Annotated in this window: 14 protein-coding genes and 1 tRNA gene; 9 read left to right on the top strand and 6 right to left on the bottom strand. The window is 57.7% G+C overall.

From position 1 onward, the window contains the following. Positions 1-61 precede the first annotated feature (61 nt). From DSL70_RS15440 to DSL70_RS15420, 5 genes are all read left to right on the top strand, one after another. Positions 62-1,159: a carbohydrate ABC transporter permease gene (locus DSL70_RS15440; RefSeq protein ID WP_205563288.1), complete on the top strand. Its 1,098-nt coding sequence runs from the start codon at positions 62-64 to the stop codon at positions 1,157-1,159. After that, the gene (locus tag DSL70_RS15435) at positions 1,159-1,998 is read left to right on the top strand and encodes a carbohydrate ABC transporter permease (RefSeq protein ID WP_119308862.1); all 840 of its coding nucleotides are present in this window, start codon (positions 1,159-1,161) and stop codon (positions 1,996-1,998) included. The genes DSL70_RS15440 and DSL70_RS15435 overlap by 1 nt, the downstream gene beginning before the upstream one ends. A gap of 81 nt (positions 1,999-2,079) precedes the next feature. Next, a complete protein-coding gene (locus DSL70_RS15430) occupies positions 2,080-3,360 on the top strand; it encodes an extracellular solute-binding protein (protein ID WP_119308861.1) in 1,281 nt (426 codons plus the stop codon). Between the two features lie 67 nt (positions 3,361-3,427). Then, positions 3,428-4,537 (top strand): glycoside hydrolase 5 family protein, encoded by a 1,110-nt coding sequence (locus DSL70_RS15425; protein ID WP_119309170.1) that lies wholly within the window; start codon positions 3,428-3,430, stop codon positions 4,535-4,537. 13 nt (positions 4,538-4,550) lie between these two features. Further along, positions 4,551-5,609: an ABC transporter ATP-binding protein gene (locus tag DSL70_RS15420; protein ID WP_119308860.1), complete on the top strand. Its 1,059-nt coding sequence runs from the start codon at positions 4,551-4,553 to the stop codon at positions 5,607-5,609. 78 nt (positions 5,610-5,687) lie between these two features. Here DSL70_RS15420 and DSL70_RS15415 read toward each other — a convergent pair whose 3' ends face one another. Further along, complete coding sequence (locus DSL70_RS15415; protein WP_119308859.1) at positions 5,688-7,766, bottom strand: methyl-accepting chemotaxis protein; 2,079 nt, start codon at positions 7,764-7,766, stop codon at positions 5,688-5,690. Positions 7,767-8,256: 490 nt separating this feature from the next. Here DSL70_RS15415 and DSL70_RS15410 point away from each other — a divergent pair, with 490 nt between their 5' ends. After that, positions 8,257-8,643, top strand: coding sequence for a DUF302 domain-containing protein (locus DSL70_RS15410; RefSeq protein WP_119308858.1), 387 nt, complete (start codon positions 8,257-8,259; stop codon positions 8,641-8,643). A 394-nt stretch (positions 8,644-9,037) separates the two neighbouring features. Next, a complete protein-coding gene (gene mprF / locus DSL70_RS15405) occupies positions 9,038-11,650 on the top strand; it encodes a bifunctional lysylphosphatidylglycerol flippase/synthetase MprF (RefSeq protein WP_205563287.1) in 2,613 nt (870 codons plus the stop codon). Between the two features lie 141 nt (positions 11,651-11,791). Here mprF and DSL70_RS15400 read toward each other — a convergent pair whose 3' ends face one another. Both DSL70_RS15400 and DSL70_RS15395 read right to left on the bottom strand, forming a co-directional pair. Beyond that, on the bottom strand, positions 11,792-13,084 hold the full coding sequence (locus DSL70_RS15400) for an ArsB/NhaD family transporter (protein ID WP_205563286.1): 1,293 nt from the start codon (positions 13,082-13,084) through the stop codon (positions 11,792-11,794). A 141-nt stretch (positions 13,085-13,225) separates the two neighbouring features. Continuing rightward, positions 13,226-13,693: a CBS domain-containing protein gene (locus tag DSL70_RS15395; RefSeq protein WP_162916761.1), complete on the bottom strand. Its 468-nt coding sequence runs from the start codon at positions 13,691-13,693 to the stop codon at positions 13,226-13,228. Between the two features lie 880 nt (positions 13,694-14,573). Between DSL70_RS15395 and DSL70_RS15385 the strand changes: the two genes are divergently transcribed. After that, complete coding sequence (locus tag DSL70_RS15385; protein WP_162916759.1) at positions 14,574-15,770, top strand: PDDEXK family nuclease; 1,197 nt, start codon at positions 14,574-14,576, stop codon at positions 15,768-15,770. A gap of 471 nt (positions 15,771-16,241) precedes the next feature. Here DSL70_RS15385 and DSL70_RS15380 read toward each other — a convergent pair. Next, positions 16,242-16,328: transfer RNA gene (locus DSL70_RS15380), tRNA-Leu, on the bottom strand. A 373-nt stretch (positions 16,329-16,701) separates the two neighbouring features. Here DSL70_RS15380 and DSL70_RS15375 point away from each other — a divergent pair. Further along, a complete protein-coding gene (locus DSL70_RS15375) occupies positions 16,702-17,676 on the top strand; it encodes a complex I NDUFA9 subunit family protein (protein ID WP_119308852.1) in 975 nt (324 codons plus the stop codon). Between the two features lie 22 nt (positions 17,677-17,698). Here the strand turns inward: DSL70_RS15375 and DSL70_RS15370 are convergent, their stop codons facing one another. Further along, positions 17,699-19,684 carry a beta-N-acetylhexosaminidase gene (locus DSL70_RS15370; protein ID WP_162916758.1) on the bottom strand — a complete coding sequence of 662 codons (1,986 nt, stop codon included), beginning with the start codon at positions 19,682-19,684 and terminating at the stop codon, positions 17,699-17,701. Between the two features lie 198 nt (positions 19,685-19,882). Then, positions 19,883-20,791, bottom strand: coding sequence for a DMT family transporter (locus DSL70_RS15365; RefSeq protein ID WP_119309169.1), 909 nt, complete (start codon positions 20,789-20,791; stop codon positions 19,883-19,885). Between the last annotated feature and the right edge of the window lie 86 nt (positions 20,792-20,877).

The raw sequence follows: 20,877 nt of genomic DNA, 5'->3' as shown, positions 1-20,877 counted from the left end.
AATGCTAATAAATATTGCTAATAATATTAGCGCAAGCATTTTCTGCCATGGGAGGAACAAAGTGGCGGTTTATGGATGGTCAGGCAAGCGGCTGGGGCAAAAATCCTCAGCGGCGCTGTTGCTGACGCCTTTTGTCGTGGCCTACCTGGCGTTTCTGGTCATCCCGTTTCTCAACGGGATCTGGATCAGTCTCCATAACTGGAATCTGATGGCCGTCGCCTTTGATCCCAATGCCAAGGAATTCGTCGGTCTACGCAATTACGAGCGAATCCTCTGGGGCAAAAACATCGTCTGGTCGCCAGCCGCAAGCCCGCTTGTCCAGTGGAGCGCAGCTTTCGTGCTCCTGTCAACCCTGTTGCTGACAGCATTTGGCAAGATCAGCCGTGGAACGGCTGTTCTGGTCGGCTCGATTGCGCTCATCCTGTTTGTTGCCTGCGGCTTCCATCCGGGGGCCGGTGGGCGCTGGTATGATCGCCGGTTCTGGCCAACGGTTGGCAACACCATCCTGTTTGTCGCCCTGACCGTGCCGTCCATCACCATCATCTCCCTCAGTCTTGCGGTGTTGGTCAACCGCGAGAGTCGGGCAATGGCCGTCTTCCGCACCATCTTCTTTCTCTCTCAGGTGCTGTCGGTAACGGTGGTCACGCTGATCTGGCAATTGCTGTTCTCGCCGCGGCAGGGGCTGATTGCCAATGTCATCACCCTGTTCGGCGGATCGCCCATCCACTGGCTGACCGACGAACGCTTTGCCATGGCCGCCATCGTCATCACCACCGTGTGGTGGTCGCTGGGCATCGCCATGATCCTTTTTCTGGCCGGTCTGCAGGATATTTCCCGCGACATCTATGAAGCTGCCGCCCTTGACAATGCCAAGGGCTGGCGCGCCTTCCGCCACATCACGCTGCCGAATCTCAAGCGCACGATCACGCTGGTGGTGGTGTTGCAGATCATTCTGCATTTTCAGGTCTTCGGCCAGTCGCATCTGATGACCGGAGGCGGCCCGAACGACAGCACCCAGACCCTCGTGCGCTATATCTACCAGACCGGTTTCAGAGACAGCGAGCTGGGTCGGGCGACGACCATGGCAGTGTTTCTGTTCGTCATCATGGGCGCCTTTTCGCTGGTGCAGTTCCTGCTCGGACGGGAGGACAAAGACTGATGCAATCCAATCGCTCCTACTACTGGCTGGTGACGCTCATCTCCCTTCCTGCCTTTCTCTGGCTGGTGCCCACCCTGTGGATGCTGTCGCTGTCGTTCCAGCCCAATGACGTATTGGCGCGGACCACGTCCTCGACCTTCTTCGGCCTCATCCCACTTCCCTTCACGCTCGACAATTATGCCGCGCTGTTTTCCTATGGCCAGACGCCTGTCTGGTTTCTCAATTCCACCATTGTCGCCGTCGGTATGACGCTGGCGGTGCTGTTTGTCTCGACCACGGCAGGCTATGCGCTGGCCCGGCTGTCCTTTCCGGGCAAGAATTTTGTTATCATCTTCTGCCTCATCGGACTGATGGTGCCGGAACAGGCGGTGTTCATTCCGCTCTATACGATGTTCGCTGATTTCGGCTGGCACAACAGCTATCACGCGCTCATCCTGCCGCGAGTCGCCGTGCCCATCGGGGTGTTCCTGATGATGCAATTCTTCAAGGCCATCCCGCGCGACATCGAAGAGGCGGCACGGCTGGACGGGGTCAGCTGGTTGCAGATTTTCTGGCATGTGATGCTGCCGCTGGCGCGCCCTGCCATGACCACCCTTGCCATTCTGACGTTCCTCTACGCCTGGAACGACTATCTGTGGCCGCTCGTCTCGGCCCAGAAACGGGAAATGTTCACCATCACCCTCGGGCTTGCCTCAATCCAGACCAACTTTGCCCAGTCGGAAGGGCTTGGCCGGATCATGGCGTCCGGCGTCATCGCCACGTTACCTGTGGTGGTGCTGTTCCTTTTGTTCCAGCGCTATGTGGTTCAGGCGATGACGGCGGGAGGCACCAAGGGATAGGAGGCGCCACGTAAGGCGGTCGTCTCCGGCCATACAGTTTCGAGACTTGTTTCACTTATTTGATAGAACGGGAGGTTTATCATGAAACAGATCATTCTAGCCACCATGCTGGCAGCCGGGTTCGCCTCGCCAGTCATGGCCGAGGACATTTCCCTTGGCCGTTTCTTTGGTGCCTGCGAGAATGCTGGCTCCGACACCAAGACATCGGTCGGGGAGCCCTGCATCATCCAGTCGATCATCAACGCGGCCAGCGAGCAGATTGATGGCGTGACCGTCAACACCCTGCCCACCGACTGGGGCAACTATTACGACCAGCTCAAGGCGGCCTACGCAGGCAAGACGCCACCGAATGTTCATGTCATGCACCGCTACCGGGTGGCCGAATTTGCCGGAACCGGCGCGCTTGCCGACCTGACCGACGATCTGGCTGGCGCCGGAATCGATGTCTCCGACTGGGAAGCCGCCGCCAAGGCTGGCGTTACCTACAATGGCAAGATCTATGGCGTGCCGATGGATTTCCACGCCAACCTCTGGCATGTCAACATGGACATCATGCAGCAGGCCGGGCTGGTCAAGGATGGCAAGCCGGTGCTGCCGACCTCCGTGGACGAGTTGATGGCACAGGCCAAACTGGTCAAGGAAAAGACCGGCAAGGAATATCTGATCGGCGATTTCTCGCAGTTTGAAACCGGCGTCCGCGTCGTCATGAGCCTGATCTGGCAGCAGGGTGCCGACCTCTACAATGGCGATACAGCCACGGTCAACACACCGGAAGCCAAGGCCGCCATCAAGGTGCTGACCGATCTGTTCGCCGCTGGCTATGCCGACCCGAAATACAATTACACCGACAGCCAGCAGGCCTTCCTCAATGGTGAAGGGGCAATTCTGATCAACGGCACGTGGGTGGTCGACTATTATGACTCGCAGGCAGCCGATCCGGCCGTCGCCCTCAAGAACTACTATGCCGCCACCTTCCCGATCCTGTTCAAGGACAAGGCAGCCTGGGCTGGCAGCCACATGTGGGCGATCCCTGCCATGTTGAAGCAGAATGATCCAGCAAAATATGCCGCAGCCCTCAAGGTTTTGGCCTTCATCAACGACCATGATGGCGACTGGGCTCGCACCGGCCACATGGCCGTTCGCAAGTCGGTCCTTGCCAGCGACGCCTACAAGGCCCTGCCGCATCGCACCGAATATGCCACCACAGCCGGTCTTGCCAGAACGATGCCTCCGTCCAAGCACTATGGCGCCATTCAGGACACGCTCAACCGGGAATTCCAGGCTATCTGGCTAACCAACAAGGATGTTGACGCGGCCCTCTCCGACGCAGAGCTGGACATTCAGGACCTTCTGGACCGCTAGGCCCGACACGAAGAACGACCTGCCCGGCAGCTTCGGGCAGGTTCCCTCAAGACACGCGGACATGATCATGAACAGCAATCTATTTTCTCCCTGGACCAGAGACAGGGCACAGGCATGGTGGCAGGGTCAGGGTTGGCCTTGCGGCTTCAACTATCTGCCCTCCAGCGCCGTCAATTTCCTCGAAATGTGGATGGCCGACCGCTTCGATGCGGAGGAGATTGCCCGCGAGCTGAAATGGGCTGCCGACATCGGCTTCAATTCGGTGCGCACCAACCTGCATTATCTGGTCTGGAAGCATGACCGCGATGGACTGCTTGCCCGGCTTGAGACCTTTCTTCGCCTTGCAGCCAAATGCGGTCTCTCTACGATGCCGGTGCTGTTCGATGATTGCGGCTTTGGCGGCGCCGAGCCGGTCTATGGCCCACAGCCCGAGCCGGTTCCCGGCATCCACAACAGCCGCGCCGTGGCCAGTCCCGGGCGGGCAGCGGTGATGGATCGGAGCCTCTGGCCCGACTTCGAGGCCTATGTCAAGGACATCATCAGCCAGTTTGCCGATGACGACCGCATCCTGATGTGGGATCTCTACAACGAGCCCGGCAACCGCATGATCTTTTCCCCCGATGGCTCGTTCAGCGAATATGACCCGGCGCTGGGGCCTCGGAGCGAAGCCCTGATGGCGGCCTCCTTCGACTGGGCGCGGTCGGTTGCTCCGTCCCAGCCGCTGACCGTTGGCGCCTGGCGGACACCGGCGGCGGACAAACAGGTTCCCCCTTACGAGAACTCGACCGACCAGCTGGCGCTGGCGCTGTCCGACGTCATCACCTTCCATGCCTATTGCGATCTTGAGCATCTTGAGCGCTATGTGGCCAATCTTGCTCCCCACGGGCGCCCGCTGCTCTGCACCGAATGGATGGCACGATCGGTGGGTAGCCGCTTCGATGCGCTGCTGCCCTACTTCCACGACACGAAAATCGGCTGCTATAACTGGGGCATGATCAAGGGACGCACCCAGACCAATCTGCCCTGGCCGAACAGCCTGACCAGCCACCATGGCGCTGATGACACTGCGGACGCCACCGCCGAATGGTTTCATGACGTGCTCTATGCCGATGGCACCCCGTATGACGAGAGCGAGACGGCCCTGATCAGCCGCCTCTGTGGCAAGACCGCAGCGTAACAGGAGCAACAGCATGTCTGGTGTAGAGTTGAAGAATGTGGTCAAGACATTCGGGGACATCGAGGTCATTCACGGTGTCGACCTGACGGTCGAGGACGGCGAATTCTGCGTCTTTGTCGGCCCGTCAGGCTGCGGCAAATCCACCCTGATGCGTCTTGTCGCCGGTCTTGAAAGCATCACTGACGGCACGATCCGCATCGGCGAGCGCGATGTCACAAAGCTCGACCCGGCGCTGCGCGGAGTGGCCATGGTGTTCCAGACCTACGCGCTCTACCCGCACATGACGGTCGAGGAGAACATGAGCTTCGGCCTCAGGATGAATGGCGTGCCCAAGGACGAGATCCGCCGCAAGGTGTCAGAAGCCAGCCGCATTCTCAAGCTCGACGACTATCTCAAGCGCAAACCAAAGGCGCTGTCCGGCGGGCAGCGCCAGCGAGTAGCGATCGGACGCACCATTGTGCGGGGACCAGAGGTCTTCCTGTTTGATGAGCCGCTGTCCAACCTCGATGCAGAGTTGCGGGTGGAGATGCGCGTGGAGATTGCCAGGCTGCACAAGGAGCTGGGCGCCACAATGATCTATGTAACCCACGATCAGGTAGAGGCCATGACACTGGCCGACAAGATTGTCGTGCTGCGCGATGGCCGGATCGAGCAGATCGGCAAACCTTTGGATCTTTATAACGATCCGGACAACCGGTTCGTGGCTGGCTTCATCGGCTCGCCGTCGATGAACTTCCTCGCCGCAGACGTGAGGACGGGCGCAATCCAGTCCCCTGCCCTCGACCAGCGCCTCGATCTGCCCTCCGGCAAGCCAGCGGACGGCACGAGACTGGAAGTCGGCATCAGGCCGGAACATCTGTCAATTGACGCAGATGGCTCCTATTTCAGGATCGACCTCATCGAGCGCCTCGGCGGAGTATCCTATGTCTATCTGACGGGACAACAAGGTGAGCGTGTGATCGTCGAAGAAGGCGGGAGCAGTCGACTGCAGGAGCACGACCATGTCGGGCTGGCCTTTAATGCGGCTGACTTGCGCTTCTTCGACGCAGACAGTGGCTCCCGCATCCGCTGACACAAGGGTCTTCCGACACAGTCACCATCGAGGGCCGGGAGAGGCCGGGGCGCAAATCTTCGCCCCGGTTGCAAGTGTCTAGCCTGCGCGCACCTGATCGATGAACTTGTCGACCTCGGCGCGGAGCATTTCGGCCTGTTCGGACAGCTCCTGCGAGGAGGCCAGAACCTGACTGGATGCACTGCCCGCTTCCTGTGAGGCCTTGTTCACCTCGAAGATATTCTGGTTCACGAGCTCGGACCCTTGGGCGGCCTGATGGATGTTGGATGCAACCTCGTTGATGGCCACATTCTGTTCTTCCATGGCCGCGGCAATCGCCGCCGAGATTTCATTGAGGTGCTGGATGACCTGACTGACGTCATTCATCGAGTCAGATGAGTGCCTGGTTGCAGCCTGCACCTCGGAGATCTGCTTGACGATTTCATCGGTTGCCCTGGCCGTTTGACCAGCCAGCGCCTTCACCTCGCCAGCGACGACGGCAAAGCCCTTGCCCGCCTCTCCGGCCCGCGCCGACTCGATGGTGGCGTTAAGCGCCAGCAGATTGGTTTGCTCGGCAATCGTCGAGATCATTTCCACGACATTGCCGATCCGCGATGCACTGTCGAGCAGCGTTGCCATCTGTTCGTTGGTCGATCTGACCTTGGTAACGGCTTCGGTTGCAGACTGCGAGGCAATGGCGACCTGATGGGAAATCTCGGCAATGGTGCTGGTCATTTCCTCGGTCGCGGTGGCAATCGTCTGCACACTGCTGGTGGTCTGCTGCGAGGAGGAGGCGGCCTGCGTTGCCTGTTCCAGTGTCAGGCGGCTGACGTCGGTCATTGACTGGGCGCTGGCATTCAGTTCAACCGAGTTGGACGAAACCGCCTGCACGATAGAGCCGACCTGCCGTTCAAACTCGTCGGCCATCTGCATCATGATCTTGCGCTTATCCTCCTCGGAACGGCGCTTCATTTCCAGTTGCTCGGCCTCCAGCTCCTTGCCCCTGATGATTTTCTGCCGGAAAAACTCGACCGCTGCGGCCATCATGCCCAGTTCATCCTTGCGGCCCCGACCGGGGATCTCGGATTGCACATCGTCCTGAGCCAGTCGCCCCATGGAAGCGGTCAGGTCATTCACCGGCCGGGTAATTCCACGCGTGATCACATAGGCAAACAGGGCACCGACCAGAAGGGCGATGGACGAGACGATCAGCAGGTTGGTTTCAGCCTTGGCAAGGTTGGCGTGAAAAGCTTCACGCATGGCCAGATCGTCTTTCTCTGCGGAGGCTGCCGTTGCCTCTGCCGAAGAAAAGATGGTGTCGGTGCTCTTGTTCAACTTGCCCTTGAGGATGGCGTTCCGGTTGGTGATCACGTCCTCAAGCTCAACCGCTGAGGTTTCATAGTCTTTCGCCAAGCCTTCCGTAGTGACGAGCAGCTTTCTGCGGTCGGGATTGGACAGGGACGCCTTCAGTTCGGCGAGCGCCTTGTCGAATGCGAGCAACTCGTCATTGGTTCGCTGCATCGACTCGCGGCTGTTGTCATCAAGAAACTTCATCACATAGAGGCGGGCGAGCAGCAGGTGCTCCTGTGCCGTGCCGGCAAAACTGGCGGCTTCAAAGTCGCCCGCAGTGAAGGCCCCGGAGCGAATGAGCGTCAGGTTTTCCTGCATCTTGAGGCCGATCGGCCCCAACTGGTCATAAACAAGCACATTGCGGCGATCAATCAGGGTGGACACCTCGTCGACGCCGGACTTGTAGACTGTGAGAGCCTCATCGATGGTCTTGAGATGGGAAACCCGTTCGGGATTCTGGATAGCGACCTTGGCTTCCTTCATCAGGTCAGAAACGGTCTGATATTGACCGGCGAATGCGACCTTCTCGGCATCGGCCGACGTCTCGAAATAGCTCTTCTGAGCCAGCTTCGTCCGGACCACTTCCGAATTGAGGCTTTCAACCAGACTGGCGTCAGTGGCCATGTCGCTATAGAGCGAAAATTTCTCGGCCTGATCGCGGAAAGCCAGAATACACATGGCCGACAGGATAATCATCAGAAGGATCTGGACAAGGAATCCTCCATAAATCCGCTGTCCGATCTTGAACCGGGACAAGAGCCCAGCCCCGCTTGGCGAGCCTGCCTGTCCGCCATTATTGTCTGGTAGTGCTAGCTGATAGTCGCCCATGATGAATACATCCTGAAAAGGGAGGTTAAGTGGGTCGAAGGCCGAATTTCGAATTATCCAACAACAAACTCTCTACAACCATGGTTAACAAAATCTTATCTCTACACTGCAACCATGGATTTTATTTCATCTCAGACCCATAAACTACAGTTTGCGGTAAATTCTATACTTTCTTACCATTATTTTGTTTTTGATTGTCTATAATTATAACCCCATTATACTTTCATCATTCAAAATATTGCCAGCACATCGGATATCGGTTGTTTGGTGTGGATCCGGATCTGTTCAATTTTCCCTATCGCCCTTCGTTGTGTGGCGCTTTTCCTGACGAGTGACTATTCTTGCGCCCTGAGCGAGTTCTGGAGGCCCGCCGGGCTGTCCTCCACTGACGCACGCACTGTCTTGCCCGCCCAAGTCCTGACCAATTTGCGTGTCTGGATGCAAGCCCGGCACGCATTGCGCGGAGGCTGGCAACGAAAAGGAGAAGGTCATGACCTATACGATCGACAAGACACTTGCTGGTGTCAGTTTTGAAGATGCGGAAGCCAAGGTTCGCGCCGCTCTGGCGGACAAGGGCTTCGGCGTTCTCACCGAAATCAATGTCAAGGAAACCCTGAAAAAGAAACTTGATGCAGATGTGGCGCCCTACAAGATCCTCGGCGCCTGCAAGCCGCAGATGGCACACAAGGCGATGACCGCAGAGCCCAAGATCGGCGTCATGCTGCCCTGCAACGTCATCCTGCGGGAGACGGCAGAGGGTATCGAGGTGAGCGCCGTGGACCCGATTGCTTCCATGAGCGCCATTGAGAACCCGGCTCTCCAACCCATCGCCACCGAAGTTCAACAGCTTCTGACGGCGGTCATCGCGGATCTGTAAGATTCGAGCCAGTTGGCCGGTGTGGCGAGAGGCCGCCCGGGCAGTCCTGCTTGCCTGTCGGCTCCTGCGGTTACAGATCAGACGCAGGCCTGCCCTTCAGACAGGCAGCAGATGGCGTTGTGTCCCTTGGCTAGAGACTGAACCAGAGACCTAGCCAAACATCGCAGTGGAAAGGTGGAAACAACCGCCCACGACAGTCTATTTGTGTCCTAGAAAGCAAGGAAACCGGCAAACGCTGGCATCCCTTACTAAACTTTAAGATCTTCTCAAAGATTTTCCATGAACGTCTTCTTATCTAAGTTTCAGGAAAGCCCATCCAGAGTGGGAAAGATGCGGGGAAGCGTCCCATCAGTTTGTCATGCTTACTGCCCGTTTTCTCAGCGAGAGGCCGCATGTGACCATCAATAACCCCACTGAGGGCACGAAACACGATCTGTTCGCATTGGGGCGAAAGGCCGCCCCCATCGTGCTGACTCTGGCGCTCTTCGCGTTTGGCATATATGCGCTCTATCATTTGCTCAAGCCAGTCAAGGCTGCCGATGTGATCGCGCAAGTACATGCCACTCCATGGGGCACCCTGCTTGCTGCGCTGGTGGCCACCGCAGCCAGCTACGCCGCCCTCATCGGCTATGACTGGGCAGCACTCAAATCCCTCGACAAGAAGGTGCCGCTGCGCTCGATTGCCGTGGGCGGCTTCCTTGGCTACAGCTTCGGCAATACGATTGGCGTCAGTGTCCTTTCCGGCGGCGCGGTGCGCTATCGGGTCTATTCGGCCTTTGGCCTCAGCCTGTTCGAGATCGCCAGCGTATCAACCTTTGCCGCGCTGGCCTTCGGTTTCGGCATCACGGTCATCGGTCTGGCGTCCCTCGCCATTCATCCCCATGCGCTGGCCAACATTGTGCCGCTTGCGCCGGACAGCCTCAGGCTCTGGGCGGGCATTGCCGCCATTGCGGTTACGGCCTTCCTTGTCATGCTGTCGCTCAGTGGCAAGAGCCTGCGGCTCGGTCGCTTCGAATTGTCGGCACCGACACCGGGCATTCTGTTTTCGCAGTTGGCCTTCACGCTGATCGACACGTCGATGGCGGCCCTGACGCTTTATGTGCTGCTGCCGGGCCTCAGGCCGGATTTTCTCACCTTCTTGCCGGTTTTTGCCGCCGCCTCGATGACCGGCGTGCTCAGCCATGTACCAGGCGGGGTCGGTGTCTTTGAAACGGTGATCATCGCCGCCCTGCCCAAGGGTGTTCCGCTTGATCAGGTGGCAGCGGCCCTGCTGCTCTATCGCCTGATCTATTATCTCATCCCCTTCGGGCTGGCGCTGATCTTCGTGGCCGTCAATGAAGCCCGCCTTGCCGGTGGCTTCATCACCCGCCTGTTCGGCGATGTGCCGGACCCTCTGCGCCCGGTCCTCAAGGCCGCAAGTGGCGCCGCGCCTACCCTTATCGGCCTTACGGCCTTCGGCATCGGTGCCTATCTGGTGCTGATCGCACTGATGCCTTCTGTCCGGCCCGAGGACATCGACCCGGATGATCTTTTGGCCGCGATCCTGCTGGAAGGCGGCGTGCTGCTGTCGGCGGTGCTCGGTGTTTTGCTGCTGATCCTCAGTCAGGGGCTCGTCCGACGGATCTCCGGTGCCTTCTGGCTGACCCTTGTCACGCTGGCCGTCGCCTCGGGTGTATCGCTGCTCAACAAGTTCGATCTGGAAACCGTGGCCCTTTTGCTCGGCACAGCCGCCGTGCTCTGGCCATTTCGGGGCAGTTTCCACCGTTCTGCCAAGCTCACGCGCAGTGTCCTCAGCCCCGGCTGGTTCGCGCTTGCGGGGGCCATTGCGGTCAGCGCTGCCGCTGTCTTCTTCTTCATGCATGAGACCACGCCCTACAGCACCAGCCTGTGGATTGAGTTCTCCGAAGGGGCCAACACCTCACGCGCTTTGCGCGCTGGTCTTGCGGGGTCGACCTTCCTGTTCTTTGCCACGGTCTGGCTGGCCATTCAGCCGGCCGTCTCGCACACCAAGATGCCGGATCGGGCCAGCCTCAAGAAGGCGGAGGCGATCATTGCCCGGCAGAATGACCCCAAGAGCTGTCTGGCGCTGACCGGCGACAAGGAGCTGTTCTTCAACGACAGTGAAGATGCCTTCCTGATGTATGCGGTGCAGGGCAACAAGTGGGTCGCCTATTCAGACCCGGTCGGGCCGCGCGAGGCCATCGAACCACTGGTCTGGTCCTTCTGGGAAGAGGCCTATGACAATGCCGCTCATCCGGTGATGTTCGAGGTCAGCGAGACCTATCTGCCGCTCTGGATCGAGATGGGCTATTCCCTGCACAAGATCGGCGAGGAAGCTGTGATCCGGCTTCAGGACTTTTCGCTTGCAGGGGGGCATTTCAAGTCGATGCGGGCCGCCCATAACAGGGCACTGAAGGACGGGGTGGAACTGGTCATCAATCAGCCGCCACACAGCGTGACCTTCATCGAAGCGCTGCGGTCGATTTCCGATGCCTGGCTGGAAGACAAGGTTGGCGGCGAGAAAGGCTTTTCGCTCGGACGGTTCAGCGAAGATTATCTGCAGCATTTTGCCATTGCCACCGTCCGGCGTGAGGGGCAGATTCTGGCCTTTGCCAACATTCTCCGGCCGGGCGACGGTTCGCATGTGTCGATTGACATGATGCGCTATCCACCAGATGTGGCAAGCGGCCTGATGGAATTCCTCTTCATCGAGCTGATCGAGCAATCCCGTGCTGCTGGCGCAGAAGAATTCAGCCTCAGCCTCGCTCCGCTCTCGGGCATCGAGGCACGCAAGGGAAGCCGCCTGTGGAACCGGTTCGGCGCCATCATGTACCGTCACGGTCGGTCATTCTACAATTTCGAGGGATTGCGGGCCTTCAAGCAGAAGTTCCACCCGGAATGGCAGCCGCGCTATGTCGCCGTGCCGCCGGGTGTTTCCCCGATTTCGGCCCTCAAGGACGTGACCTTCCTGATCTCGGGCGGCGCAGGAAAATTGCTCTGGAAGTGACATCGCCATGGCCAGACAAGGCAGGGGCTGACAACGGCAGGACCTTCCAACATCACCGCTCTGCACGACCCAAAATGACAAAGCCGCCACCGGATGCTCCGGCGGCGGCTTTATATTTGATCGGGTCGCCCGGCGCAGACATCAGAAATAGACGATGTAGGCAAAGAGCGAGGAAATGACCGTTGTCAGCATCATCAGCGGGAAAGACAGCTTGAGGAACTGCATGAAGGAGATCCGCTGCCCGGCCCGTTCGGAGAAGCTGGCAACCATGACGTTGGCACTGGCACCGATGAGGGTGCCGTTACCGCCAAGACAGGCGCCCAGCGACAGACACCACCACAAGGGCTCGATGGCCTGCGGTCCGCCAAGGTCGGTCTGCATGGCCTTCAACAGCGGGATCATGGTGGCAACAAACGGGATGTTGTCGACGATGGACGACAGCACGGCAGAAGCGTAGAGCACGATCATGCCAGCCAGTTCGACGTTGGTGCCCGTAATGCCCAGAAGCTTGCCGGCGATGATCTTCAGAAGGCCGGTATGCTCGACGCCGGAAACCAGCACGAATAGGCCAAGGAAGAAGAAGATCGTTTCCCATTCCACCTGATTGAAGGCGGAATGAACTGCGTGCGACTGCTCTTCGGGCTTGCCGCCGAGGGTATGCAGCAACAAAAGGAAGGCGGCGCCGGTGAGAGCGATGGTGCCCGGCTCCCAGCCCTGACCGTGGCCATAGATGAAGCCAAACAGCACAAGGGCCAGAGTGATCAGCGACTTGGTCAGCAGGACCTTGTCCTCGATCGCTTCGAAGGCGTTGTATTGCATCATCGCCTGCTTGTCTTCCTCAGCCGCCGTCATCTTGCGACCCCAGATGAAGTCGAAAATGAACAGGCAGACCACGAGGACAAGGATTGCGATGGGGCTGACCCACTCGACGAAGTCCATGAAGCTCAGGCCGACGGCAGAACCGATCAGGATGTTCGGCGGATCACCGATGAGCGTCGCCGTGCCACCGATGTTGGAGGCAAAGATCTGCGAGAAGAGGAAGGGATAGGCCCGGAGCTTGAGCTGGTCTGTCAACAGCAGGGTTACCGGAACCACAAGCAGCACCGTGGTCACGTTATCAAGCAGGGCGGAGAAGAGTGCAGTCACAACGGCCAGGGCAATAAGCAGGAGCCGTGGATTGGCCTTGACCAGTTTGGCGGTGTAGATCGCCACAAACTGGAAGACGCCGGATTCCTTGGTGATGGCAACAATGACCATCATGCCCGTCAGCAGGAAGATCGTATTGAAGTCGATGCCCTGAACGACAAGTTCAAAATTCAGGACACCGAGCAGAACGAGCAGACCAGCGCCCAGCAGGGAGACAATCGCCCGGTTTATCTTTTCCGTGATGATGAAGAAGTAGGCTGCAACGAGAATAACAGTCGCCACAATCATGGGCGGCCATCCAAAAATAGCGCTTGAGGCTATCTCACTGGCATTTTCCATTGATCAACTATCGCTTTTTTCTGCCGACCGATGGGGCACAATTGACTTGCCCCCCCCCTGTCGAGATTGTTGAAAGTGCTAAGCTGTCGATCAGGAAGAACCGGACGTGATCTGTTCCAGTTCGGTAATGGCGGATTGTTCCGTCAGAATGCCGAGGAACGTGTTCGTCTGGCTCTCGACGACCGGCAAAGGGCTGCCGTGTTTGGTCAGCTTGAGGATTCCCTCCCACACCGACAGGTCCGGGCTGAGAACGATTGGCTTTTCGTCCATCGCGCAGTCCACCGTCTTGGCCTTGAGGTCCTTGAGGCGGTTGGCAATGTCAGGTTTGGCGCCCCGGGCGAAGTCAAGATGTTCCAGACCATCGGCCATCGTGACAGAAACGGGTAGCACCTTCTTCATAACGGACATGAAGCCAAACATGCCCAGGAGTGTATTGTCTTTGGAAAGGACGGGAGCAGTTCTGATCCGCTCGGCTTCGAGAATAGCGAGAGCTTCCTCGATCGTAAGATCCGGGGTCAGGCTGATCACCTTATCGATCATTGCGTCTTTGCAAGGCACTGTAACCTCCTTAATCTGTTCGCATAGCGAACGCCACAGTGCTTTCGGCCCGGATTATATCCAAATTGTGGCATACCAAAGTAGAGATCGCCACATTTTGGAAATGATGAACAGAAATTGCAAAATCGAAAACTGCGCTTTTAAATGCCTGTTCTTCCGTTTCTCCTTAAAACTGATAGAGACGTGGGGCGCAGGTCAATACTGAAGCAGAAACCCGGAAGCGAGCACAGAGGTACACAAAGGCAATAGCCCGAGCGGTTGGCGACAGGCCCCATCAAGATATCGATGCATTCGCTATGGCCCTCGACATGATGGGGCTTCCGAAAAGGCTCATGACTTCATTCGAATGGGAGCTGCCATTCAAAGACGTAGTTCGGGAACTTCAGGACGGTCTTGATGCGGTTAGACTTATCGAGGACTGGGATGAAGAGGAAAGAAAATTGGCTGCGTGGGACGCAGATCCCGACTATTGAGTGTCCATGCTAGATCGTCCATTTTGGACAATATCACATCGATAACAGAGGGAAGGTGGCGTAGGCCGCCTCCCTGTCTACTCCCACCTTTTTTGTTTCTCGGGCGGGGTGCCCCCAGGGATAGCCAGAGTATTACTCAGAAGGTCTCCTAGAGATCTTCTATGACCATCCTTGCACCTAAGCTGCAAGCGACCGTTTGCTGTCGATCTGTTCACTAAAGACAGTCAATTCTGAAAGAAAAATGCTAGATCTCTTAGCGATCGCGTCTGAAAGCGGAAAGTGCTCGTTTTTCACAGAGAAACAGATCTCCGCATCCCATCCTGATATCAGTGCACGAAGATCGGCAAAGCTGGACGACGCGGGATTTGACCAATTAGTCTCCCTTCTTGAGTTGAAGGAGGAAGATCATGAAGTCACTTGTTATTTCCAATCAGCATCAAACCTCATGGCTTGAACGACAAGCGCTTGGTGATGCGGTTTCTGGCAAAAGCGAGAAATGGCTACAGCAGCTACTGTTTGAAAATCCTGATCTCGTTCCCATGAATGACTTGCATCCCGGCTCTTCTGGCTTGATCCCTATTTGTCGCGAACTGTCGATCCCCAATGGTGGACGTTCGGTTTTCCTTGATCTGATGGGCGTAACAGCAGAAGGACAGCTGGTGCTGATCGAATGCAAGCTGTGGCGAAACCCTCAGGCTAGACGTGAGGTTATCGCTCAGATACTCGAATATGCAGCATTGTTGCGAAAATGGAGCTACGGCGATCTTACCGTGAAGGTTAAGAAATCCACAGGATCGCAGCACCCTAATCCCCTCTACGATTTAGCATCAAAACGCAGACCCAACATAAATGAAGCCGTCTTCGTAGATCGCATCTCGGATACCCTAAAGCGAGGTGATTTCACACTGATTATCGCAGGAGACGGAATAAGAACAGACGTTCAGGCCATCGCAGAGCATCTCAATCGCTCCAGTGGGCTGACTTCAAAGCTCGCTCTTGTAGAGTTCCAACTGTGGCACAGCACAGATGGGCATACCATTATCATTCCAGCTATCCCGGTTAGAACGGAAATCCTACAGCATCGCGTTGTCGTCGATCAGTCTGGTTATCCTCTCTTGTCCGATCCAGCCGAAGAAATTGCAGACACGCCTTTATCAGATCAAACCACTGAGTCATCGGCAAAAAAAGAGGCTGATCGCGCTTTCTGGCAGACAATCATTGATCAGATGCGTTTCGACCATCCCGATCAAATCAAACCAAGACATGGGGGCCAAAACAATATTCGTATCCCTATGCCAGATCCTGTTGGCTGGATCACCGCCTACCGCACGAAAACAGGAGAAGGAGGCATTTTCTTCACCCTAAAAGGCGACGAAGGAGAACGGCTCTACAATGATATCGAGCTTGCAAAGGAAACGATAGAAGCCGAAATTGGGTTGGGCTTTATCCAGAGTCAAAGAACATCCATACCCTTTAGCGGTGAAGTTACTTGGCATTACGCAAACGATGCGTCAGATGAGCCCGAATTTACCAAATGGCTGTTGGATGTTGCCAACAGGCTGGTCGGCGTAGTACGCCCCATGCTCAACACGTTAGGTGAGTGAATGAATTTCATCCTTAAATGCCGCTGTCCTATTCACGCCGATTAATGTCATCACTGCGCCTGTCACACATTGCCATCAACTTTCGGAGCAGAGGACCATTGATGTCGTTATGCTAATTGTCTAGAGCGATATCTGGGCTAATGGGACTACCTCGAGAAATAGCAGAAAGCTGCGTCTAATAACGCTACCCGTGTTTTGAGAGAGCTATGAAGTCGCCTTAATTTCTGCCCGAAAGAAATTGCCTCAGCGGCTACTAAAATCCCAAGCACTGAACTTTTAGAAAAATTTCTGAAGCCATATATCGGAGAGGAAGAAAGCAAGTTTCCCCCTTGGGGCACCTAGGCTTTGCCGAATGGCCTATACCACCAGTCTTCCACAGAAGAGGAGGTACATAAACAGATACACGGAGCAGGGAAAAGGGTACACCGGCGCCCCTCAAGGGCGTTGAATCTATTGCGTTTTATGAGGGGATGGTGCCCAGGAGAGGACTCGAACCTCCACGACCGTACGGTCACTAGCACCTGAAGCTAGCGCGTCTACCAGTTCCGCCACCTGGGCACTTAAGGTGTGAGGCGGTATTTACGGCTCTGGCATGCTATTGTCAACGCATAGATTTTGAAAAAATGCACAATTCACATCATTCATACAAAAATTCTTCAAAGCGTCTTGAAAACTTCAAAATGCGGCCGCCAGATCCTGTCGGCTGTGGATGAAAAATGAGGACGCTCAACTTAAGCCCATATGCACATGCGTGGATTTTCATATAAAAACACAGTAGGTTGCATCTGGAAGGAAGGCCCTTGCGTTTTACCCACAGGCCCCCGAAGCTGAGGCAAAACAGACAAGTGGCCAGACCTGCGGTCCAGACACTCCAGAAGACCCGGACAATCCAGAAAGCAATGTCCACACCAATCGAAGACAGGAGAATGCAATGGCGAGTTCGACGGGACAGATCGTGACAGTTTTCGGCGGCTCCGGCTTTCTGGGGCGCCATGTGGTGCGGGCATTGGCAAAGGAAGGCTATCGCATTCGCGTCGCCGTGCGCCGCCCGGATCTGGCCGGATTTCTGCAGCCCCTCGGCACCGTAGGGCAGATCATGCCGGTGCAGACCAACCTGCGGGACAGGGAATCGGTTGCGCGCGCGCTCGCAGGCAGCGACGCTGTGGTCAATCTGGTCGGCATCCTGTTTGAAACCGGCAAGGCAACCTTCGACCGGGTCCAGCATCTTGGCGCCAAAACGATTGCAGAAGAGACAGTCAAGGCCGGGATTTCCCGTTTGGTACAGATTTCGGCGATCGGAGCGGATGCCACTTCGCCTTCTGCCTATGCCCGAAGCAAAGCACAGGGCGAGGCGGCAGTTCTGGGGGCGCTGCCACAGGCAATCATTATCCGTCCGTCGCTGCTCATTGGCAGTGAGGATGATTTCTTCAACAAATTTGCCTCCATGGCAAGGCTTTCCCCCTTCCTGCCACTGATTGGCGGGGGCAGAACGCTATTCCAGCCAGCATTCGTCGGCGATGTGGCCGAGGTGATTGCGCGCGGCGTAAAGGGCGAGCTTGTCGAGGGGATGACCTATGAGCTTGGCGGGCCGGAAGCCAAAAGCTTCAAGGCACTGCTGGAGCTGATGCTCAAGGAAACCCATCAGAAGCGCCTGCTGCTGCCGCTTCCCTTCTGGCTGGCATCAACCATGGGGCGGGTGTTTGAGATGTTGCCGACGAAACCGGCAGTGACACGCGATCAGGTGACCCTTCTGAAAAAGGACAATGTCGTCTCAGAAGCCGCCAAGGCCGAAGGGCGGACCTTCGAAGGTCTCGGCATCGAGCCGCTTTCCGTCGAAGCGGTCATTCCGACCTATCTGTGGTCCTATCGGCCCTCGGGCCAGTATGAGGCCAACCGCCGAGGCTAGCAGTCGGCCCTGATGATTTGCCCTAACTGAGTGGCATGCGGGGCATCAGCTCCTGTCGACGCTCAAAGCTCGCCCAGTCCTTGTTTTCCGGCTTTGTCCAGGCGCTTTCGGCGATGGCGCTGAGGCGCGGGAAGACCATGTGGTTGAACCGCGCCAGCCCGGTGAGATTTTCACTCCAGATGCAACCTTCAATGCCAACAAGCTTGTCCGGGCAATCAACAACCGGGCCAACCGGATCGAAGCCATAGGTCGTGGCCGGACTTGACGTTCCCGCCCAGCTGAGGCCCGGTTCCTGCCAGTCGTCCGATTGGGCCATGTCGAGATAATAGGCCTCGCCGGGGCACATGATGACCCGGTAGCCGAGCTGCGTCAGCTGATGGGCACTGCGGGCGCTGGTCCAGGCCATGAGGATCGCCTGCTCAGGATCAAGGCCGCCTCCCTTGGCGGCTTCCTCCCATGCAAGCGGCACCTTGCCTGCAGCCACCAGCCGGTCGGAGACGAAGCGCAACATGGCGGCCTGCATCTTCATACTGTCGGGCTGGCCGTCTGCGGTCAGATGCCCCTTGGCGCGGGCCCAGCTGTTGGCCGCCCGGGAACCGGACCATGCCCCATCAGCGACCTCGTCGCCACCGATGTGGACAAACGGGCCCGGAAACAGGTCAGCAACCTCGCCGAAAATGGTTTCCAGAAACAGCCATGTCGCCCCGAGGCCGGGATTGAGCGCATTGTTGACATAGCCCTGCACGGAGGCGCCGCCCCTGAGCGCGCTGGGGTCAACCAGTTCCGGCAATGCCATCATGGCCGCATGACAGTGGCCCGGCACGTCGATTTCGGGCACAACGTCGACCCCAAGGCTTCCCGCGTGGCGGAGAATGTCCCTCACCTCGTCCAGATGATAGAAGCCACCATAGCGATGCGCACCGGAGCCATGCTGCGGATAGAGCAACAGGCCATGGCCGCGCCAGGCGCCCAGTTCTGTCAAGTGAGGGTAGGTCCTGCTTTGGAGCCGCCATCCTTCATCGTCGGTCAGATGCCAGTGGAACCGGTTGAAGCGGTGCCAGGCGAGCCGATCGAGAAAGGCCTTGACCGTGCCGACCTTGTAGAATTGCCGGGACACATCCAGATGCATGCCGCGCCAGTCCTGCAGCGGCCAATCCTCTATCATGCCCTCCTCGGGGAAGGCCCAGAGGCCCGGATCCTGACGATTCGCATGCCAGATCTGGGCAAGGGCGATGAGCGCATTGAGCGTGGCTTCCTCATCGGCTTCAACCGCAATGCCCTGAGGCGAAAAGCGCAGGCGGAAGCAGCCCTTCGCGCCCTCTCCGCCACCGGTCGGCTGCTGAAGGGGTGCATGGCTCACCGAGAGGCCCGCCCCACCATCACCAAAGGGTGGTTCCGTGGCAAACAGGCGCTCGTACAGCGCATTGACGATCGCCCCGGTTGGACGCAGGGCCTCGGAGAGGATGAGACGCTCAGGCTCAGGCGCACGCCCCCGCCAGCGGCGAATATCGACCCGATTGGCCATGGGCAGCAGCCCCAAGGTGGGAGAGACCATCTCGCCCGGCAAGGCAGGCTCGGCATCCACTGAAGGGCTGGCGGCTGGCGGCTCATCTACCGAGGCTCTTTCAAGCGGCAGGCAGGCGATATCGACCACGCCATGATCGGGAAGGATGAGAAAGGCCGAAGACGGACCATCGGTGCAATGGTGCGGACGATGGGACAGCTCTGGAATGGTCAGCTGCCAGAGCAAGCCATCCGCACCGGCCTCAAGCGGGCCGAGCGGAGCGAGTTCGTGATAGTTGGCCGTGCGGGCCACATAGTCAGCGCCGACAAGGCGCGTCTGGGGCGGAATGCGCACCAGAGAGGTAAAGGCCATGTGCACCGGGGCCGGGTAGAAACCATGGGGTTTTCCTGTCAGCCGCAGCTCGATCCGGCCGGTCTTGCTGCCATCATCCAGCCACTTGCTATGCAGGACCAGCTCAGGAATATTCTTCTCGCAAAGTGTCATGCGGCACCTCCTTGGCTGCGGATAGGTCATTCCAATTTCTAGTGAAAAATCACTGCAAAGAAAAGGAAAACCACTGCACAGATCACCGTCGTCTGATGTGCTGGGCTGCTGTGAACCAGCCAAGGGCCAGACAGAAAAAGGGGCTGCAAGGCCCCTCTTTGAGATTTAGTTTTCCTCCCTGCCGCAGCCCGCAACCAGTCAGCGGCCTCTAGTCTCACGATGCAGGATGTAGAAAGAGGCGGCGAGAATGAGCAAGGCACCGATCCAGAACTGGCCGACCGGCGCAAAGCCGAAGACGGCCCAGCCGAGCGCCACGTTGAAGGCCAGCTTGACATGGTCGAACGGCTGCACATAGGCGGCATCGGCAACGGAATAGGCCCGTGCGCAGAGCAGCTGGGCGATATAGACCATGAGGCCGGACAGGATGATCAGCCCAAGCCCAAGCATTGATGGCATTGCCAGATCGCTGCCCAGCAGCATGAAGGCATTGACCGGCGTCATCAGCAGCAAGAGATAGATGGTCACGGTTTCCGGAGCTTCGTCGCCAGTCAGGGTCTTGGTCATCACGGACGTAGCCGCCCAGAAAGCGGCGGCGACAACCGGCCAGAGGACATGAATGGAGAAGGCGTCGGACCATGGCGCCAGGATGATCATGCCACCGACGAAGCCGATCACCGTTGCCATCAGACGATGCGGGCCGACCTTTTCATGCAGGAACAGATAGGCTCCGAGGGTGACGAAAAAGGGAGATGTCATGATCAGGGCGATGGCCTGCCAGATGGGCACATAGGCCAGACCGGCGGTCCAGGCCTGAGTGCCCAGTACCGCAAAGATCACTCGCAGCAAATGCTTGCCGACCTGCCGGGTGCGGGCGGCGCCAAGACCGATCTTGAACAGCCACGGCAGACTGAACAGGAAGGCGATGAAATACTGCCCGAATGCCACGATCAACGAGCTGACGCCCAGTTTCATGGTGAGGAACTGGCTCGAGAGATTGACCAGCGCAAAGGCCAGACCAGCCAGAATCATGTAGATGGCAGCCCACAGGGCGCCAGACCGCATGAGCGGCAGGGAGACCGTATTGGAAGATTGGGAAATCTGATTCATTTCGCATACCTTGAAAGGATCCGTCCCCGCCGAATGCAAGAGCAGACCAAAGCCAAAAGAATCAGGACGCACGGACAGCACGCGCA

Source organism: Cohaesibacter haloalkalitolerans (genome assembly GCF_003574655.1).
Taxonomy (GTDB): Bacteria; Pseudomonadota; Alphaproteobacteria; order Rhizobiales; family Cohaesibacteraceae; genus Cohaesibacter; species Cohaesibacter haloalkalitolerans.
The sequence above is the reverse complement of the archived record's forward strand: the minus strand, read 5'-3'. Positions and strand labels throughout refer to the sequence as shown.